This is a genomic window from Phenylobacterium sp. RIFCSPHIGHO2_01_FULL_69_31 (assembly GCF_001824475.1).
Classification (GTDB): domain Bacteria; phylum Pseudomonadota; class Alphaproteobacteria; order Caulobacterales; family Caulobacteraceae; genus Phenylobacterium.
This window is the reverse complement of sequence record NZ_MHXN01000042.1, coordinates 1-18503: the sequence shown is the minus strand read 5'-3', so window position 1 is coordinate 18503 and position 18503 is coordinate 1. Positions and strand designations below refer to the sequence as shown.

The 18503-nt window shown below is 66.8% G+C and carries 16 protein-coding genes; 14 read left to right on the top strand and 2 right to left on the bottom strand.

Annotated features, from left to right (window positions below; all coding sequences use genetic code 11):
• Nucleotides 1–157: 157 nt before the first annotated feature.
• Nucleotides 158–1183 (bottom strand): alcohol dehydrogenase AdhP, encoded by a 1026-nt coding sequence (gene adhP / locus A2790_RS21525; protein WP_257835867.1) that lies wholly within the window; start codon nt 1181–1183, stop codon nt 158–160.
• A gap of 204 nt (nt 1184–1387) precedes the next feature.
• Here adhP and A2790_RS21520 point away from each other — a divergent pair, with 204 nt between their 5' ends.
• From A2790_RS21520 to A2790_RS21495, 7 genes are all read left to right on the top strand, one after another.
• Nucleotides 1388–2908 (top strand): aldehyde dehydrogenase family protein, encoded by a 1521-nt coding sequence (locus A2790_RS21520; protein WP_293396251.1) that lies wholly within the window; start codon nt 1388–1390, stop codon nt 2906–2908.
• Between the two features lie 99 nt (nt 2909–3007).
• A complete protein-coding gene (locus A2790_RS21515) occupies nt 3008–3343 on the top strand; it encodes a hypothetical protein (protein WP_257835865.1) in 336 nt (111 codons plus the stop codon).
• Nucleotides 3344–3675: 332 nt separating this feature from the next.
• A complete protein-coding gene (tkt, locus tag A2790_RS21510) occupies nt 3676–5766 on the top strand; it encodes a transketolase (protein WP_293396246.1) in 2091 nt (696 codons plus the stop codon).
• Entirely contained in the window at nt 5763–6959 is a 1197-nt protein-coding gene (gene tal / locus A2790_RS21505) for a transaldolase (protein WP_293396243.1), read from the top strand. The genes tkt and tal overlap by 4 nt, the downstream gene beginning before the upstream one ends.
• Before the next feature lie 13 nt (nt 6960–6972).
• The gene (gnd, locus tag A2790_RS21500; RefSeq protein ID WP_293396240.1) at nt 6973–7959 is read left to right on the top strand and encodes a phosphogluconate dehydrogenase (NAD(+)-dependent, decarboxylating); all 987 of its coding nucleotides are present in this window, start codon (nt 6973–6975) and stop codon (nt 7957–7959) included.
• A gap of 144 nt (nt 7960–8103) precedes the next feature.
• Nucleotides 8104–8358, top strand: a complete 255-nt coding sequence (locus A2790_RS24460) for a heavy-metal-associated domain-containing protein (protein WP_363081450.1) — start codon at nt 8104–8106, stop codon at nt 8356–8358.
• Between the two features lie 20 nt (nt 8359–8378).
• Entirely contained in the window at nt 8379–8828 is a 450-nt protein-coding gene (locus A2790_RS21495) for a DUF411 domain-containing protein (RefSeq protein ID WP_257835861.1), read from the top strand.
• Nucleotides 8829–8872: 44 nt separating this feature from the next.
• Here the strand turns inward: A2790_RS21495 and A2790_RS21490 are convergent, their stop codons facing one another.
• Entirely contained in the window at nt 8873–9922 is a 1050-nt protein-coding gene (locus A2790_RS21490) for a type II glyceraldehyde-3-phosphate dehydrogenase (protein ID WP_293396235.1), read from the bottom strand.
• 537 nt (nt 9923–10459) lie between these two features.
• Here A2790_RS21490 and A2790_RS21485 point away from each other — a divergent pair.
• The 7 genes from A2790_RS21485 to prs form a co-directional block, all read left to right on the top strand.
• Nucleotides 10460–12076: an FAD-binding oxidoreductase gene (locus tag A2790_RS21485; protein WP_293396232.1), complete on the top strand. Its 1617-nt coding sequence runs from the start codon at nt 10460–10462 to the stop codon at nt 12074–12076.
• Between the two features lie 25 nt (nt 12077–12101).
• Nucleotides 12102–12764: a hypothetical protein gene (locus A2790_RS21480; RefSeq protein ID WP_293396229.1), complete on the top strand. Its 663-nt coding sequence runs from the start codon at nt 12102–12104 to the stop codon at nt 12762–12764.
• The gene (locus A2790_RS21475) at nt 12761–13456 is read left to right on the top strand and encodes a cytochrome C (protein ID WP_293396226.1); all 696 of its coding nucleotides are present in this window, start codon (nt 12761–12763) and stop codon (nt 13454–13456) included. The genes A2790_RS21480 and A2790_RS21475 overlap by 4 nt, the downstream gene beginning before the upstream one ends.
• A 179-nt stretch (nt 13457–13635) precedes the next feature.
• On the top strand, nt 13636–14958 hold the full coding sequence (locus A2790_RS21470; RefSeq protein ID WP_293396223.1) for a hypothetical protein: 1323 nt from the start codon (nt 13636–13638) through the stop codon (nt 14956–14958).
• Nucleotides 14959–15040: 82 nt separating this feature from the next.
• Nucleotides 15041–16408 (top strand): MBL fold metallo-hydrolase, encoded by a 1368-nt coding sequence (locus tag A2790_RS21465; protein ID WP_066680664.1) that lies wholly within the window; start codon nt 15041–15043, stop codon nt 16406–16408.
• Nucleotides 16360–17928 (top strand): thymidine phosphorylase family protein, encoded by a 1569-nt coding sequence (locus A2790_RS21460; protein ID WP_363081445.1) that lies wholly within the window; start codon nt 16360–16362, stop codon nt 17926–17928. The genes A2790_RS21465 and A2790_RS21460 overlap by 49 nt, the downstream gene beginning before the upstream one ends.
• A gap of 10 nt (nt 17929–17938) precedes the next feature.
• Nucleotides 17939–18503, top strand: a 565-nt coding sequence (prs, locus tag A2790_RS21455; RefSeq protein ID WP_293396219.1) for a ribose-phosphate diphosphokinase, incomplete at its 3' end; no start/stop codon positions are given.

Here is an 18503-nt window from a genome sequence, read left to right as displayed (position 1 = left end):
CGACGCACGCGGTTGATGTCCTTTTTGACGCAACTCGTCGCGTCAGGATTACATTGTCGCGACTGGAGGGGCGAATCGGCCCTTCTGGTCGTGCCGCAACGGCGGAGCCGGCCCGGACGCCTCACCCGCCCCGCCGCGCTTTAGATGAGTCTAGCGGCTACTCCAGGCTCAAGACTACGCGCCCATCGATCGCACCGCGTTCCATGCGTTCGAAGACTTCGTTGATGTTCTCGAGCCGGTCCCAGGAGAAGTGCGCGGCGACCTTGCCTTCGCCCCCGAACTCGAGCGCCTCTTCCAGATCCTGCCGCGTTCCGACAATCGAGCCCCGGACGGTGATCCGCTTGAGCACCGTGTCGAAGATCGGCATGGCGAACTTGCCGGGCGGCAGGCCGATCATGGCCATGGTCCCATGCGGCCGCAGCGCCCCGAAGGCCTGCTCGAAGGCCGCCGGCGAAACGGCCGTGACAAGCACCCCGTGAACCCCGCCGATCTGCTTCTGGATCTCGGCCACGGGGTCGGTGTCCCGGCCGTGCAGCGTGAGGTCTGCGCCCAGCTGCTTGGCCAACGCCAGCTTTTCGGGATGGATGTCGATCGCCGCGACGTGCATGCCCATGGCCTTCGCGTACTGAACCGCCAAGTGTCCCAGCCCGCCGATCCCCGAGATCGCGACCCACTGCCCGGGCCTCACCTCGGTTTCCTTCAGGCCCTTGTAAACGGTCACGCCGGCGCAAAGCAGCGGCGCTGCGGCGCCCCAATCCAGGCCATCGGGCAAGCGGCCCACATAATTGGGATCCGCCACCGCGTATTCGGCGAAGCTGCCGTTCACGGAATAGCCGGTGTTCTTCTGAGAGCCGCAGAGGGTCTCCCAGCCGGTGCGGCAGTGGGGGCAGTAGCCGCACGCGGTATGCAGCCAGGGCACGCCGACGCGGTCGCCCTCCCGCACCCTCTGCACGTTCGCGCCGACCCCGACCACCACACCCACGCCCTCGTGGCCGGGGATGAACGGTGGGTTCGGCTTCACCGGCCAGTCGCCCTTGGCGGCGTGCAGGTCGGTGTGACAGACGCCGGTGGCAGCCAGGCGCACGAGAACCTGATCGGGTCCCGGCGTCGGAATGGGGACCTCCTCGATCGCTAGAGGCCTGCCGAACTCCCGCACGACTGCGGCTTTCATCATCGTCGCCATGGGTCTGCTTTCCTCTCCTGGCCGTGCATCCCTCGTAGTGATCTGGCCGAAAGTTGCCTTTGATCCCTGTCAAGGCGACGCGCCTCCCGTGCAGAAAGAGTATCCAGTGGGTCCGCTACGGGCTCATCTCTGAACTGGCGACATTCCGCCAGGGCAGGGCGGTTGCGAGCACGTCAGCTCGCGTGCGAATACATGGAGAGCCCCTTGTTCCAGAGCGCCATTCAGTCCGTGCGGACCCTGGGCAAGGTCCCCGGCCGCTACGGCAACTTCATCGGGGGGCACTGGTCGCCGCCTCTGAGGGGGCAGTATTTCGCCGACCACAGCCCGATCAACGGCGCGCGGATCGCGGAGTTCGCGCAGTCGACGGTTGAGGACGTTGAGGCGGCGCTGGACGCGGCGCACGCGGCCAAGGCGGGCTGGGCGCGGCTGTCGCCCAGCGAGCGGTCGCGGATGCTCAACAAGATCGCTGACCGGCTGGAGGAGAACCTCGAACTCTTCGCGCTCGCCGAGACGATCGATAACGGCAAGCCGATCCGCGAGACGCGCGGCGCCGACGTGCCCCTTGCGGTCGATCACTTCCGCTACTTCGCAGGCTGTATCCGCAGCGAAGAAGGCTCGATCTCGACAATCGACGAACAAACGATCGCCTACCACTTCAAGGAACCCCTTGGCGTGGTCGGCCAGATCATCCCCTGGAACTTCCCGCTACTCATGGCCGCCTGGAAGCTCGCCCCGGCGCTGGCAGCGGGCAACTGCACTGTGATCAAGCCCGCTTCCCAGACGCCGCTCACGCTGATGCTGTTCGCCGAGCTGACCGCCGACATCCTGCCGCCCGGCGTGCTGAATGTGGTGACCGGGCCGGGCGGCACCGTCGGCCGGGCGATCGCCGCCAACCCGCGGATCGCCAAGGTCGCCTTCACCGGCGAGACCACGACGGGACGGCAGATCATGCAGGCGGCTGCCGAACACCTGATCCCGCAAACCCTGGAGCTTGGCGGCAAGTCTCCGAACATCTTCATGCCCGACGTCATGGCCGCCGACGACAGCTTCCTCGACAAGGCCGTGGAGGGCCTAGCCCTCTTCGCCTTCAACAAGGGTGAGGTCTGCACCTGCCCGTCGCGCGCCCTGGTGCACGAATCTATCTTCGACGCCTTCATGGAACGCGCGATCAGCCGCGTCGCCAGCATCAAGGTCGGCGACCCCCTGGTGCCGACCACCCAGATGGGCGCCCAGGCCTCGGAAGCTCAGCTCACCAAGATTCTGGACTACATCGAGATCGGCAAGCAGGAGGGCGCGCAGTGCCTCACCGGAGGTGAGCGTGCGCTGCCGGGCGGCGAGCTCGACGCGGGTTACTTTGTGCAGCCGACCGTGTTCGTGGGCGAGAACCACATGCGGATCTTCCAGGAGGAAATCTTCGGCCCGGTTCTGGCGGTGGCCCGCTTCAGCTCGCCGGAAGAGGCGGTGCGGCTCGCCAACGACACCCCTTACGGCCTGGGCGCCGGCGTCTGGTCCCGCGACGGCGGGACCGCATACCGGATGGGACGGGCGATCGAAGCCGGTCGGGTGTGGACAAACTGCTACCATGTCTACCCGGCGCATGCCGCCTTTGGCGGTTACAAGGCCTCAGGCTTCGGGCGGGAGAACCACAAGATGATGCTGGCCCACTACCAGCAGACCAAGAACCTGCTCGTCAGCTACGACGATCAACCCCGCGGGCTGTTCTAGGGAGCAGAAAACACTGCAAGAGCGCCTCCCGCCGCCGGTGCGCGTAATGATAGGGCGTCGCGAGCGTCCTTACCAGCAAGCCTGATCTGGAGCCAAACCATGAAGTCTCTCATCATTACGATCACCGCCGCTTCGGCCCTGTTCGCAGCCAGCTACGCCCTGGCGGACGGGCCGCCCGCGAAGACCCCGCCTCCCACCGCCACAGCGGCGCAGCATGAAATGTGCGGCAGGATGAAGGGCGGCCAGATGCCTGCCGGCAAAGGTCAGATGGGCGCCATGAAGGGGGCGGACGGCAAGCCTATGGCCAAGGCGGACATGGACAAGATGCACAAGATGTGCGGCGAGATGATGGGCCACGGCGGAATGGCCCAGCCGAAGTCCGGATCCCATCCGCCGGCGCCGAAGAGCGACGCACCGAAAGCTCACGAACACTAGTTCCCTCAGGCGGCGTAGGGTCCGCTGGCGCCGGCCAGCCGAGGCATTGGCGACTAAGCGATGATTAGCGTCATGAGCACGCGGCTCCAACGCTTGTCGCGGGCTCGGCCTTGGCTGTTCCCTGTGACCGCCCTCTACGACAGAAGGCAGGAGGTGCGCGTGGCTGCGGCTGACCCCGACCACCATTGTCTGTGCCGACCTTCGGTAGCCCACATTGCGGCGCCAAGCTGTCGAAACATGCCTCACCCGGCCCCCTCACCGGTCATGCTCAGAAAGGCTGGCCGGTTCCTCGCGTCTGGCGCGCAGTCGGGCAGGGCTGGAGAAGGTGGCCGATGATCGACCAGGCGCCTGGGTCCGCCGCTTCGCCAAGGGCGGGAACGCCCGAGAGGCTCGCGATCGACACGATCCGCACGCTGGCGATGGATGCTGTGCAGAAGGCGAATTCGGGCCATCCGGGCACGCCGATGGCGCTGGCCCCGGTGGCCTACACCCTGTGGCGAGACTTCCTGCGCTACGATCCGGACACGCCCGATTGGCCGAACCGCGATCGCTTCGTTCTGTCGGTCGGTCATGCCTCGATGCTCCTCTATGCGGTCTTGCACCTGGCCGGGGTCAAGGAGGTCAACGCCGACGGGAAGCGAACTGGAAAGCCCGCCGTCAGCTTGGAGGATATCAAGCAGTTCCGGCAGTTCGGCTCGAAGACGCCCGGCCATCCCGAGTACCGGATCACCACGGGCGTCGAGACGACCACTGGTCCCCTGGGCCAAGGCTGCGGAAACTCCGTCGGCATGGCGATTGCGGAGCGTGCGCTGGCCTCGCGTTTCAACCGCGACGGCTTCGTCCTGTTCGACCACGACGTCTATGTGCTGTGTGGCGACGGCGACATGATGGAGGGCGTCTCTAGCGAGGCGGCGTCGCTCGCCGGACACCTGGCGCTCTCGAACCTGTGCTGGATCTACGACAGCAATCGTATCTCGATCGAAGGATCGACCGACCTCGCCTTCACCGAGGATGTCGGCAAACGCTTCGAGGGCTATGGCTGGAACGTCGTCCATGTGGGGGACGCCAACGACACCGCCGCACTCGCAAGCGCGTTTGACGCCTTCAGGGCGACCGACGATAGGCCCACACTGATCGTGGTGCAGTCCGTGATTGGATGGGGGAGCCCAAAGGCCGGCAGCGAGAAAGCGCACGGCGAGCCGCTTGGCGAGGACAACGTCCGCGCGACCAAGACGGTCTATGGATGGCCTGCGGACAGCGAGTTCCTCGTGCCGGAGGGCGTGGCGGAGGCGTTCCAGGCGGCCATTGCGGTCCGCGGCAGGCCGGCGCGGGAGGCCTGGGAGGCGACCCTCGTCCGGTACCGCAATACCTTTCCGAGGGAAGCCGCACAGATCGACCTGCTCCGTGAAGGCAAGCTGCCCGGTGGCTGGCAGGCCGCACTTCCGAGCTTTCCGACAGACGCCATAGGCCTTGCCTCGCGCGACAGTGGCGGCAAGGTGCTTAACGCCATCGCGCCCCACGTCCCGCTGCTCATGGGCGGTTCTGCGGACCTATCGCCCTCGACGAAGACAAAAATGACCTTCGAGGGGGCGGGCTCGTTCGAGCGCGGTGATCCTACGGGCCGCAACCTGCATTTCGGCGTGCGTGAGCATGCGATGGGCTCGATCGCCAACGGCATGGCGCTGTCCTATCTGCGCCCTTGCTGCTCCACCTTCTTGGTTTTCGCCGACTATATGCGCGCACCGATCCGGCTGGCGGCGATCATGGAATTGCCGGTCACCTTCGTGTTCACACACGACAGCATCGGTGTCGGCGAAGACGGTCCAACCCACCAACCGGTTGAACATCTCGCAACACTGCGCGCCATTCCGGGGCTGAACACGATCCGCCCCGGCGACGCCAACGAGGTGGCGGTCGCCTGGAACGTCGCGCTGGAGCAGAGCAACGTGCCGACTGCGCTGGTATTGTCCCGCCAAGCGATCCCCACGCTGGACCGTGCCAGGTATGCGTCGGCCGACGGATTGCAGCGGGGCGGTTACATCCTTGCAGATTGCGAGGGCGGCGATCCCGAGGTCATCCTGATAGGCACTGGTAGCGAACTGCCGCTGGTCGTGGCGGCCCACGAGAAGCTAAGCGCAGAAGGCGTGCGGTCGCGCGTGGTATCCCTGCCAAGTTGGTATCTGTTCGAGCTGCAGGACGATGCCTATCGCAAGCACGTTTTTCCCAACGAGGTACGCGCACGGCTTGCCGTTGAGCAGGCTGGCTCGATCGGCTGGGATCGCTATGTCGGAAGCGACGGCTGCACGATCACGATGAAGACATTCGGAGCCTCGGCCCCGTTGGCCATGCTTCAGGAGCATTACGGCTTCACCATCGAAAATGTCTGCGCCGTCGCGCGTGGCATCATCGGGAAGCACTCATGACCAGTCGTCTGAAGACACTTGGCGAGGCCGGACAAGCGGTCTGGCTCGACTTCATCGATCGCCGGTTCCTGTCCGACGGCGGCCTGCGCAAGCTGGTCGAGGAAGACGGCCTCACCGGCGTCACCTCCAATCCTTCCATCTTCGAGAAGGCGATGGGTCACGGCGATGCCTATGATGCGGGCTTCCAGGCGGCCGCCGGCAGGGCCGACGCGAGCGCGCAGGACCTCTACGAGAGCCAGGCCATCGGCGACGTCAAGGCCGCGGCAGCGGACCTGCGGCGTGTCTACGACAGGCTCTGCGGCAAGGACGGCTATGTCAGCCTTGAGGTTTCGCCGCGCCTCGCCAACGACGCCGCGGCGACCGTCGAGGAGGCGCGGCGGCTGTGGGCGGCCGTCGACGAGCCCAACCTGATGGTCAAGGTCCCGGGGACAAAGGCCGGCGTAACCGCCCTGCGGGTGCTGGTCGAGGCAGGGGTCAACGTCAACATCACCTTGCTGTTTTCGCTCGGCGCCTACCAGGCGGTCGCGGACACCTACATGGCCGGGCTCGAGGCGCGCGCGGCGCGGGGCGAGCCGATCGACCGGATCGCCAGCGTGGCCAGCTTCTTCGTCAGCCGGATCGACGCGCAGATCGACCAGGCCATCGATGCACGGCTTGCGGCAAACGATCCGCAGAGCGCCGACCTCGCGGCGATCCGCGGCAAGGTGGCCATCGCCAACGCCAAGCTCGCCTATGCCTGGTTCCGGACGTTGCTCGCAAGCGAGCGCTGGCAGGCGCTGGCCGCGAAGGGCGCGAGGCCCCAGCGGCTGCTGTGGGCGTCCACGGGCGTCAGGGACCCGGCCTATCCGGACACCCTCTATGTTGACGCTCTCGTCGGGCCGAACACTGTGACCACCCTGCCGCCCAAGACCCTGGATGCGTTCCGCGATCACGGCGCGGTCGGCCCCACGCTCACCGAGGACATCGAGGGCGCGCGACGCGTGCTCTCGGAGGCGGCCCGCCTAGGCCTCGACCTGGACGCCGTCACCCGTGGCCTCGTTGAAGAGGGCATAACGCTGTTCGCGGAGGCCACGGATGCCCTGCTCGGCGCAGTCGACGCCAAGCGCGCGACGCTTCTCGGCGATCGCCAGAGGGCGACGGACGCGCCCCCAGCGAACAGCCCGCAGACGGCCCCTGCCACACCTACCCAATGAGGAAAACAGCGCCATGCGTCTAGCGGTCATCGGTCTGGGGCGGATGGGCGCCAATATCGCGCGCCGGCTGATGCGCGGGGGACACAGCGTCGTCGGCTTCGATCGCAACCCACCGCTCATCGAGGCGATCGCCGCAGAGGGCGCGATCGCGGCGTCGTCGCTGAAGGACGTCGCCGCCAAGCTGGTGTCCCCGCGCATTTTCTGGGTGATGCTGCCCGCGGGCCTGCCCACTGAGGACACCATCCAAGCACTCACCGAACTGGCCGAGCCGGGCGACATCATCATCGACGGCGGCAACAGCTTCTACAAGGACGACATTCGACGCGCGCGCGCGCTGGGTGAGAAGAACCTTTGCTATGTGGACGTCGGCACCTCCGGCGGAGTCTGGGGTCTGGAGCGCGGCTACTGCATGATGATTGGCGGCGACAAGGCGACCGTCGCTCTGCTCGACCCGATCTTCTCAGCCTTGGCGCCAGGGCTCGGCGCCATTCCGCGCACGCCGGACCGCATGGAGCAGGAGGGTGAGGATCCGCGCGCCGAGCAGGGCTACATTCACGCCGGTCCCGCCGGCGCCGGCCACTTCGTCAAGATGGTCCACAACGGGATCGAATACGGGTTGATGCAGGCCTACGCTGAAGGATTTGACATCCTCAAGGGCAGGAACTCGGCCAAGCTGCCGGCCGAGGAACGGTTCGATCTGAATCTGACCGATATCGCCGAAGTCTGGCGGCGCGGCAGCGTCATCTCCTCCTGGCTGCTCGACCTCACCGCTGCGGCCTTGGCCAAGGACCAGATGCTGAGTCAGTTCTCAGGCCGGGTCTCCGACTCAGGCGAAGGGCGGTGGACGATCGACGCGGCGATGGAGGAGGCGGTTCCGGTCAACGTCCTCTCCGCGGCGTTGTTCGCGCGCTATCGCAGCCGCGTGGAGCACACATTCGCCGATCAGGTCTTGTCAGCGATGCGCTTCGGGTTCGGCGGGCACGTGGAGATGCCGCAATGAGCGAGGCCCGGCTGTGCCGACGGCGGCGCTCATCTTCGGAACGCCGACGATCGGCGGCGCCTGCACCAGCGATGCGCGGCCTTGACCTTGCCATCGTGGGAAGCCCCATCTGGTCAGGCGAGGCCGGCAAACTAGGAGATTTCAGTGCTTCGCTATCACGTCAACGACCTTAGCTGCGGACACTGTGTCCAAGCTGTAACCGCCGCCATCAACGCGCTGGATCCAGCCGCAGAGGTCGCCATTGACCTGCCGAGCAAGCGGGTCGATGTGCGGTCTGACCGCGAGCCGTCTGCGGTGGCGGGGGCGATCAGCAAGGCCGGCTATACACCGGCCTTGTACCCACAGGACGCGGCGGCCCCGACAAGCAGCGGCTCCTGCTGCTGCGGCCCGCGCCGCTAAGTCTCAAGGAAATGACAGAGATGCTGACTCGTCGATACCTGCTGGCCGCCAGCGCGGCGCTTGTGTCCGGAGCACCCGCCCTCGCGGCGAGCCCGCCGCCTGTGACGGTCTACAAGACCGCCAGCTGCGGCTGTTGCAAGGGCTGGATCACCCACATGCGCCGGTCGGGCTACCTTATGAAGGAAGTGGTCGTGGAGGACGTCAGTCCGATCGGACGCAAGCATGGCGTGCCATTCGAGCTGTCGTCATGCCATCTCGCGACGGTCGGTGGCTATGTCGTGGTCGGCCACATACCGCCGGCCGACATCGCACGCTTGCTGCGCGAGAGGCCGAAAGCCCTAGGCATCGCCGTTCCGGGCATGCCTTTCGGGTCTCCCGGCATGGAGTCCCAAAGGGGTGAGGTCGAGGCCTACCAGACGCTGCTGCTCATGCCGGGAGGCAAGACGCGGGTCTTCGCGCGCCATGGCTGATCTAATTGTGAGCGGCGGCGCCGCCGCCGCTAGTGATGCGAACGCTAGCCCGGAGCAGGGCTGAAGGGATCGCGCCAGATCTGCAAGGCCTCGTCGGTCGCGCGTATCGATGCGGCCCCAGAGGGCTCGCGGCCGGCGAGCGCCCGGATGGCGTCGATCGTCTCAGGCACAACAATAGCCTGGTTGTCGACCATGTAGGTATAGAACACCTCATCGCCCTCCACGCGCAGCATGTCGGACCAAAGCGCAACCTCGTAGAGATCGCCCCGGGAGCGGCCGAGGTCCGCCATCAGCTCCTTGACCGCATTGATCGCGGCTAGGCCATAGCTGTCGGGCATGAGGAAAATGCGGGGTGACGCGCGGAAGGCGTCCAGCACCTCCTCCTTCGGGGCGCTTCGGGAAAGCTGAACCGACCAGTAGTGGAGGTGGGCGATCGTCTCGGGGACCTTGACGGCCATGGTCAGCACATCGAGGTCCGGGTCGACCGTCTGAGCATCAGGACCTTGGTGGCTCGGGATCTCCGGTTCCGGGACGAGGGTGTTGATGATACCGCCAAGGTGACTCTCCCACGGGTCGGTGGCGCGCCGCATGAGCGTGCCGCGAGCGCGCCGGAGCAACCCAGCCCGCTTCAGGGCGGTCAAGGTCCGCACCGTCGCCGTCGTATTGCAGGAGACGACGCGGGTCGCGTCGAGGCCGACTGCGCTTTGATAGTTGGACTCCGCGACGAAGGAGTGACCGGTGACGCCGTGCTTTTCGCCGCCCTGCACGATGAACTTCCGGCCGAGTTGGCGATAGACCGGCACATTCTCCGCAGCGACCCGCTTGGGCGTGCAGTCTACGACGACATCCACGGTTCCAAGCAGATCCTGCAGACGCCCTTCCACGGGAATCCGATTTGCCGCGAGGTGCTCATGTGCTTCGGACGTGGCGGCGAACAGTGGGATATCCCTGCGGTGCAGGGCCCGCGTCCGCCAGTCTGCTGCGACGTCGGAGACGCCCACCAGGCGCATATCAGCCTGAGCACGCACAGCATCGGCAACACGTTTGCCGATCACCCCGTAGCCGTTGACGCCGACGCGAATCTCCCCTGCCATCTGGCACCTCCTCTTTCGCTGGTCCCCCAGCAGCGCCTGATGGGCGCTATGGCGGAGCCTTCTGTTGCTGTGGCGCTGTAAGGGACGCTCCATCGCAGCGTCTCTTACGTCTTGCCTTCAAAGCGGCCGAGCCTTTCGGCTAGAAGCGTTGCTATGGATAAGGGATCTGACCTGCATATGCACGGCACCCAGTCGGCGCCTCTCGTCACAGCCCTAAGAGCCGCCACCGTCGCGGCTGTGGCTCTAACCGCCGCAACACCATCCACCTTCGCCTGGGCGCAGGCCCCCGCCGAGGACCACGCCGCTCATCATCCGCCGCCAGCTGGCGCGAACCCCGATGCGGCCTCAGGGATGAGCGGAATGAAGGCCCCCAACCCCACAATGGGCGCCGGTCCCCCAGCGGCGCCTGCGGCGGCCAGCGGTATGGGCGGCATGATGGGAGATATGATGGCGCCCTCTGGCATGGGCGGGGGCGCAGGCGAAGGCGCAGCGGGTTGCTGCGGCCCCATGGGGCCCAAGCCGTTCTACGCGTCTATGATGGACTTTCCGAAGCTCACCGACGAAGCCCGCGCGCGGATCCGGCCTGAGGCGCTGACGCGACTGGGATCAGGTTCGCAGGCGGTCACGGATGGGCAGGCGGCCCTGCATCGCGCCCAGGCCGCCAATGACGCCGCTGCCGCGCTCACCGCGCTGCGCGACGTCAGAGACGGTCTTTCGTTGGCGCAAAGCGGGGCCGGCGCGCTTCGGGCGCTCGAGGCGGGCCAGTCGCCTGAACAGACCGCTCTGGCCTGGTTCCGACACGAGATGACGCTGCCCCCGGCGGACCGCTCAGAGATGGCTGGCGGCTTTCGCGGTCTCTCCTGGCTGCACGTTCTGCTCATGATCCTTCTGGGCGCCGCTCTTACGGGGGCGCTCTGGCTGCAATGGATCCGCGCGCGCCGTGTGGGGGCGCTGGCCGAGCGGCTGACACCCGGCGCTCCAGCTGAGCCATCGACCGCTGAACCCGCAGCTTTGCCGGGTTCAGCCCCTGCTGTCATGTCCAAGGCGGCAGAAGCCGGAGCGCCCGCGCGGCGTCCCTGGATCGGCGTCCTGCGGATCAAGGCGATTTTCGACGAAACGCCCGGCGTGAAGACGTTCCGGCTGATGGAGCCAAACCTCGGCCTGTTCCCGTTCACTTTCCTTCCGGGACAGTACGCGACGGTCACCTCCGAGATCGATGGCAAGAAGGTCCGCCGATCCTACACCATCTCCTCTTCGCCCACGCAACGGGACTACATCGAGCTGACCGTGAAACGTGAGCAATACGGCTTGGAGTCTCGCCACCTCCACGACCGCGTCGACGCCGGCGATCTCATCGAGGTGGCCGCCCCCGCCGGGAGCTTCTTCTTCACCGGTCAGGAGGCGGAAGGCATCGTTCTGATCGCTGGCGGGGTTGGCATTACGCCTATGATGAGCGTGCTGCGCTATCTCACGGACCGCGCCTATCCCCACGACATCTACCTTCTCTACGGGGTGCGCACGCCCGCCGACATCATCTTCCGCGAGGAACTGGCGCATCTCGCGCGCCGGCACCCGAACGTCCACGTCACGACTGTCGTCTCTCAGCCCGAAGGGACCGAATGGGCTGGTTCCGTGGGGTTTATGACGCCCGAGTTTATCACCGCGGCCGTTCCGGAGATCGTCCGCCGCCGGGTCCATCTCTGTGGCCCGCCCGCGATGATGGAAGCGGTCAAGGGCGTCCTTCGCGGAATGGGCGTGCCGGACGATCAGGTGAAGACGGAGAACTTCGCGCCCCCGAAGGGTGGTCCAGTCCTGGAAACCCAGCCCCCCGCAGCCGCGGTCACGGCCGTCGTCGATGTCGCAGTCGCCTCTCCCTCGGCCCCGCCGTCGGCGCAGGCGACGGTGACCTTTTCCAAGTCCAACAAGTCCGGGCGCTTAGCGCCGGACCAATCGGTGCTGGAGGCCGCCGAGGCCATCGGCGTCGCCATCGACTACGAGTGCCGGGTCGGGATCTGCGGCCGCTGCAAGGTGCCACTGCGGCAGGGATCTGTGAGCATGGAGGTCCAGGATTCTCTGACGGAGGGGGAAAAGCGCGACGGGGTCATTCTCGCCTGCCAGGCGAAGTCCGTCGGCGACCTCGTCGTGGACGCGTGACATGACGCGAAGTGAGAAGGTCATTGTGGAAGGCCTGCTGAGCGCACTTGCGCTCACCGCGCCCGCCTTCCTGTTGCATTCAGCGCCCCGGTTTCCCGGGAGCTTGGCCGGCGGGGCCCTGGGCATAGCCGCAGCTGTGCTCTTTGTCGCCCTACTGGCGTACGCCCTCGTGAAGCGGCAGGGGCGGGTGAAGGCGCTGCTCAGCGCGCGGCAGGTCTCCCTTGGCGCGATTCTGACTTTCCACGTCTATGCCGGGGCGATCGGCGCGGTGCTGGGCGTCCTGCACTCAGGCCATAAGCTAGAGAGTCCCCTGGGGGTGGGGCTCATGGTCTCAATGCTTCTGGTCGTCGCCACCGGCTTTGTCGGACGCTACTTCCTCGTCGAGCTTGGCCAGGATTTGCGGGATCAACAACGCCAGCTCTCCGTGCTGAGGGATCGCTATGACAGCCTCGCGCTGTCCGCCGTCGGCCTGAAGGATGAGGTTGTGGTCGATCCCTCCGGCCTCAAGGTCAATCACCTGCTAGGCGCCATTTCCGACCTGGAGTTCGCCATCGGCGCCCGCGAGACTTTGAAGCGCGCGCTGAACCGGTGGGTGGTCACCCACATCCTCGCCGCCATCGTCATGTACACGCTGCTCGCGCTGCACATCTGGTCCGGCGTCTACTATGGACTGAGGTGGCTCCCATGAAGCTGCCGGGCCAGATCTACGCGGCGCTGAGCGTATTCGGCGTGGTCTTCGTCGTTGGGGTCGTGTGGACGCTTTGGCAAGGTGGCAGCCACGCCTTGCCTGGATGGACGGGCGCGGTGCGGCCGGGGGCCCTTTCCGAGGCCCACGCCTTTCTGGGTGACAAGTGTGAAAGCTGCCATGCGCCGGTCGCGGGTGTGACGGCGGAGAAGTGCGTCACCTGCCATGCGCCGGCGCAGGAGTTGCTGATGAAACCCGCGACCGCGTTTCACCAGAACATCGGGGACTGCAAAGGCTGTCACGTCGAGCACCAGGGTCGCGCCGTCCGGCCCACCAAAATGGATCACGCTGTGCTCGAGGCGGTCGCACAGCGGCGCGATGGCGGCTCGGGGAGCCTGCAGTGCGCCACCTGCCATGCGGTTCAAGATCCTCACGGCGGCTTCTTCGGCAAGCAGTGCGCCAGCTGTCACCAGACCGAGAGCTGGGAGATCAAGACCTTCCTCCATCCGAGTCCCAAGTCCACTGACTGCGCGCAGTGCCACAAGGCGCCGCCCAGCCACTACATGATGCACTTCGAAATGATGGACCGTCCCATCTCAGGCCAGAAGGGGGCTCGGGTCGAACAGTGTTACCTCTGTCACCAGACCGACTCGTTCAACAACATCAAGGGCGTTGGCATGGTAAAGGTACATTGACCCGGACGTATCACGACGTTGCGACCGCCCTAGATTCCCGGCGCTGCTCATGAACCGCAGCCATCTCTGCGCCTCCGCCCGAGGGACTTGTCGAGCCCGCCTGGGTCGCCGGCCATTCCATCGCCGCAATCAAGATCGCGATCAATGCGGGCCACGCGCCCGCCGAGCGGGTAGCGAAGATGCCGGTTCTCGTCAGGCTGATGTCGACTGGCTTAGAGGAGAAGGGCATGACCCACGACGCTCGAGGTGTTGAAAACCGCGACGCCGTGCTCAACCGTGAGTGCTTCTGCATCACGCTGGATCGTGCCAGCCTCGTTGCGGCGATCCAGGCCGAAGCGCTGGACGCCGACCTCGCAGCGGCTCTGCTGGACGGCCGGCCGCACCTTTTCGCCGAAATGCCGGTGTTCCTCGCGCGCGCGGATCTGGACGCCATGCTTGCGGTCGTCGATGCGATCGAGGCGGCGGCCAGCGACCCCACTTATCAGACGGCGGTGATGGCCTGGGCGCCCGAAATCGCGCGGCATGACTTCGGGCCCCGCGGCGTCTTCACGGGGTACGACTTCCATCTCGGCGCGAGCGGGCCGAAGCTGATCGAAGTCAACACCAACGCCGGCGGCGCCTTTCTGAACGCCTTCCTCGCCCGCGCCCAGGGTGCGTGCTGCCGCGAGGCGCGAGACGCGATCGAAGCGACGCCGGCCGCGAATTTCGAAGCGGCCGTGTGGCGGATGTTCGAGCAAGAGTGGCGGTCTCAGGGTCGCGCCAGTCAGCCGCGCACCCTCGCCATCATCGACGATCGCCCGACCGAGCAGTACCTCTTCCCTGAGTTCCTGCTCGCCCAGCGCGCGTTCAAGCGGCGCGGCCTGAAGGTCAGGATCGTCGATCCTGCAGAGTTGTCTTTCGCCCAGGGCCAGCTTCGGCACGGCGAGGAAGTGATCGATCTGGTTTACAACCGGCTGGTCGACTTCGCGCTGGATGGCGAGAGCCACGGGGCGCTGCGTGACGCCTATCTGGCGGGCGCTGTCGTTCTCACGCCTAATCCGCGCAACCACGCCCTCCTCGCGGACAAGCGGAACCTGACGGTGCTGTCCGACCCCGCCGCGCCGGCCGGTTGGGGACTGTCGCCCGCCCAGCGGCGCAGTCTCTCGGCGGTGCCTCGAACGATCCTGGTGACCCCGGAGTCCGCGGAGGCCCTGTGGTCGGCGCGCAAACGGTACTTCTTCAAGCCGGCGGGCGGCCACGGCGGCAAGGCGGTCTATCGCGGCGATAAGATGACCCGCGGGGTCTGGGAGGAGGTGCAGCGCGGGGGCTATATCGCCCAGGAACTGGCCGTCCCGACCGAGCGGCGCATTAGAATCGACGGCGAGGTCCTGGCGCTCAAGCTTGACGTACGTCTCTACACCTACGTCGGCTTGCCGCTCCTCGCGGCGGCGCGAGTCTATCGGGGTCAGACAACGAACTTCCGCACGCCGGGCGGCGGCTTTGCGCCCGTCTTCGTGACGTGACGGGCGGAAGCGGCGCAGCTTTGATCTGCGGCAAGGGCGCGGCCGGCCGCGCGCGTAGTATTTGGCAGGGATCGGAGGGCGCATGGCCAAATTGACGCTGACGTCGCTAGGCGGCGCAGGAACGGTGACGGGCTCGAAGCACCTGCTTGAGCTTGGGGGGCGAAGCCTGCTCGTGGACTGCGGGCTGTTCCAGGGTCTGAAGGCCCTGCGCCTCAAGAACTGGGAGCCGCTGTCCCGCGAGGCGGCCTCCATCGACGCCGTGGTGTTGACCCATGCGCACCTCGATCACTCCGGCTACCTGCCACGGCTGGTGCGAGAAGGCTTCCGAGGCCCAATCTACTGCTCGGCGGCAACGGCCGATCTGGCGGAACTCCTGCTGCTGGACAGCGCCAAGATCCAGGAAAGCGACGCCGAGTTCGCCAATCGGCACGGCTTTTCCAAGCACAAGCCCGCGCTCCCGCTGTACGGCAAGCATGACGCCGAACGCGCCATTGGCCAGCTCCGGCCCGTCGCCTTCGGCAAAGCGGTGGACCTTGGACATGGCGCCACGGCCACGTTCCGCTACGCGGGCCACATCCTGGGCGCCGCAACCGTCGAGATTCGGTGGGGCGGGAAGACTGTCGTCTTCTCGGGGGACCTCGGCCGCTACGACGATCCGATCACGCCCGATCCCGAGCCCGTGCCGCACGCCGACTACCTGATCGTGGAGTCCACCTATGGAGACCGTCGCCACGATCCGGTGGCGCCAGCGCAAGCGCTGCTGCAGGTGATCGAGCGCACGACCGCGCGGGGCGGCACTGTCGTGATTCCGGCGTTCGCCGTCGGGCGCGCCCAGGAGCTGCTCTACCTGCTGTCGAAACTCAAGCAGGATGGGGCGCTGCCTTTGACGCCCATCTATCTCGACAGTCCCATGGCGACTGATGCGACCGACCTTCTGTGTCGCCATGGGGCCGATCACAAGCTGGCCGAGGATGTCTGCCGGGCATCTTGCGAGGTCGCGACCTATACGCGCGACGTCGACGAGTCGAAGGCTCTAAGCCACAACAGCATGCCCAAGGTGATCATATCGGCCAGCGGAATGGCGACCGGCGGGCGCGTGCTGCACCATCTGAAGGCGTACGGCCCCGACGCCCGCAACACCGTGCTCTTCTCAGGCTATCAAGCGGCCGGAACCCGCGGACAGGCCCTGCTCGGGGGCGCCCGTGAAGTGAAGATCCACGGGCAGTGGATCCCCATTCGAGCCGAGGTGGCGAACCTCCCGATGCTCTCGGCCCACGCGGACGTGGACGAGATCATGCGGTGGCTGGCCGGCTTCGAGCGCCCGCCGGCCCGGACGTTCATCGTCCACGGGGAGGATGACGGCCCAGTCGGACTGAAGGCGCGCATCGAGGCGGACCTGGGGTGGGATTGCACGATCTCCGCTCAGGACGAAGCCTACGGCCTGTCGTGACTGTGGAGGCGCAACCCCGTTCTCCCACACCGACCCTGAAGGCTCGGCGGCTGGGACTGTTCAGCCAGGACGACGCCGTCGTTCTCATGCGTTCGGACTGCCACGTCTGCCGCTCCGAGGGTCTCGGCCCGCGCTCGCAGGTGTTGCTAGTGGCGAATGGGCGCGAGGTGCTCGCGCTTCTGTACCAGGTGTCCGACGGCCTTCTTGGCCATGGGGAAGCGGGCCTGTCGGAAGCCGCCTGGGCGCGGCTGGGCATTGCCGAGGGGGCGGAGCTCACCGTCCGCCATCCGCCGCCTCTTGGCTCCCTCTCGGCGGTCCGGCGTCGGATCTACGGGCAGCGGCTCGATCTGGCGGCGCTCCAGTCGATCGTCAGGGATGTCGCCGCCGCACGCTACACGGACGTTCACCTTTCCGCTTTCCTCACCGCCTGCTCGGCGCTCCCTCTGGACCTCGAGGAGACGGTCGGCCTCACGCGCGCGATGATCGAGGTCGGCGAGCGGCTGACCTGGCCATCGCCGATTGTCATCGACAAGCACTCGGTCGGCGGGCTTCCCGGCAATCGCACCACCCCGATCGTCGTGGCCATCGTCGCGTCGCACGGTCTGCTGATGCCGAAGACATCGTCGCGCGCGATCACCAGTCCCGCCGGAACGGCTGACACCATGGAGACGCTCGCCCCCGTCGACCTGGACGTCGCCGCCATGCGGCGCGTGGTGGAGCGGGAGGGCGCCTGCCTGGTATGGGGCGGCTCGGTCCGCCTCAGCCCCGCCGACGACATCCTCATCCGGGTGGAGCGGGTGCTGGACATCGACACGCGAGGCCAACTGATCGCCTCGGTGCTGTCGAAGAAGATCGCCGCCGGGTCGACCCACATCGTGATCGATATACCGGTCGGGGCGACGGCCAAGGTCAGGACCGACGAGGCGGCCGCTGAGCTTGCCGCGGAGCTGACCGAGGTCGGGCGCGTCTTCGGCGTGGAACTGCGGTGTGTCATGACCGACGGCGTGCAGCCGGTCGGGCGCGGGATCGGTCCCGCGCTGGAAGCGCACGACGTTCTGGCCGTGCTGAAGAACGACGCGCAGGCTCCGCAGGACCTGCGGCGGCGCGCCTGCATGCTGGCCGGCGCCGCGCTCGAACTGGCCGGCCGAACCGCCGCCGGGACAGGCTTTGCGCTTGCCGAGACCACGCTCGCGGACGGACGGGCGTGGGCGAAGTTTCAGGCCATTTGCGAGGCTCAAGGCGGGCTGCGGCAGCCGCCGAAGGCCGCCCTGACGCACCCGGTTTTGGCATCCCGCGCAGGGCGGCTGACAAGCATCAACAACCGGACCCTAGCCAGGCTGGCCAAGCTCGCGGGCGCCCCGGACGCCAAGTCGGCAGGGGTCATGCTGCACGCGCGACTGGGCGACGACGTCGCCCAGGGACAACCGCTCATGACCGTGCACGCCGAAGCGGAAGGCGAATTGGCCTACGCGCTCGAATTCGCCGCGGCGAACCCCGACATCGTGCAACTGGAGGCCTGACATGCGTCTCATGCTGGCTCTGCCGGGCCATGAAGCCTTCGCCGCCAAGCTCGCTGAGGCCGCCGGCGCCGAGCTCGGGCGGCTCGAGACGCGCCAGTTCCCCGATGGCGAGCACTACGTTCGCATCTTGGACGACCCGGCCGGCCGCCAGGTCGACATCGTCTGCAGCCTGGTGCGCATCGACAGCGTCATCCTGACGCTCCTGTTCGTCGCTGCAGCCGCGCGTGAGCAGGGCGCCAAACGGGTGACGCTGGTCGCGCCGTACCTCGGCTATATGCGCCAGGACAAGGCGTTCAAGGCGGGGGAGGCGGTGACGTCACGCGCGTTCGCGCGCCTGCTCTCGGGCGCGTTCGACCGGCTGATCACCGTCGATCCTCATCTACATCGCTTCAAGACCCTCAGCGACCTCTACACCATCCCCTGTGTGACCCTCCATGCCGCGGATCTGCTCGGCGCCTGGATCGGTTCCGAAGTCCCAAATGCGCTGGTGATCGGACCGGACAGCGAGAGTGAGCAATGGGCTTCGGACGTGGCCGCGGCCGCTGACGCCCCGGTGGTCGTGTTGCGCAAAGAGC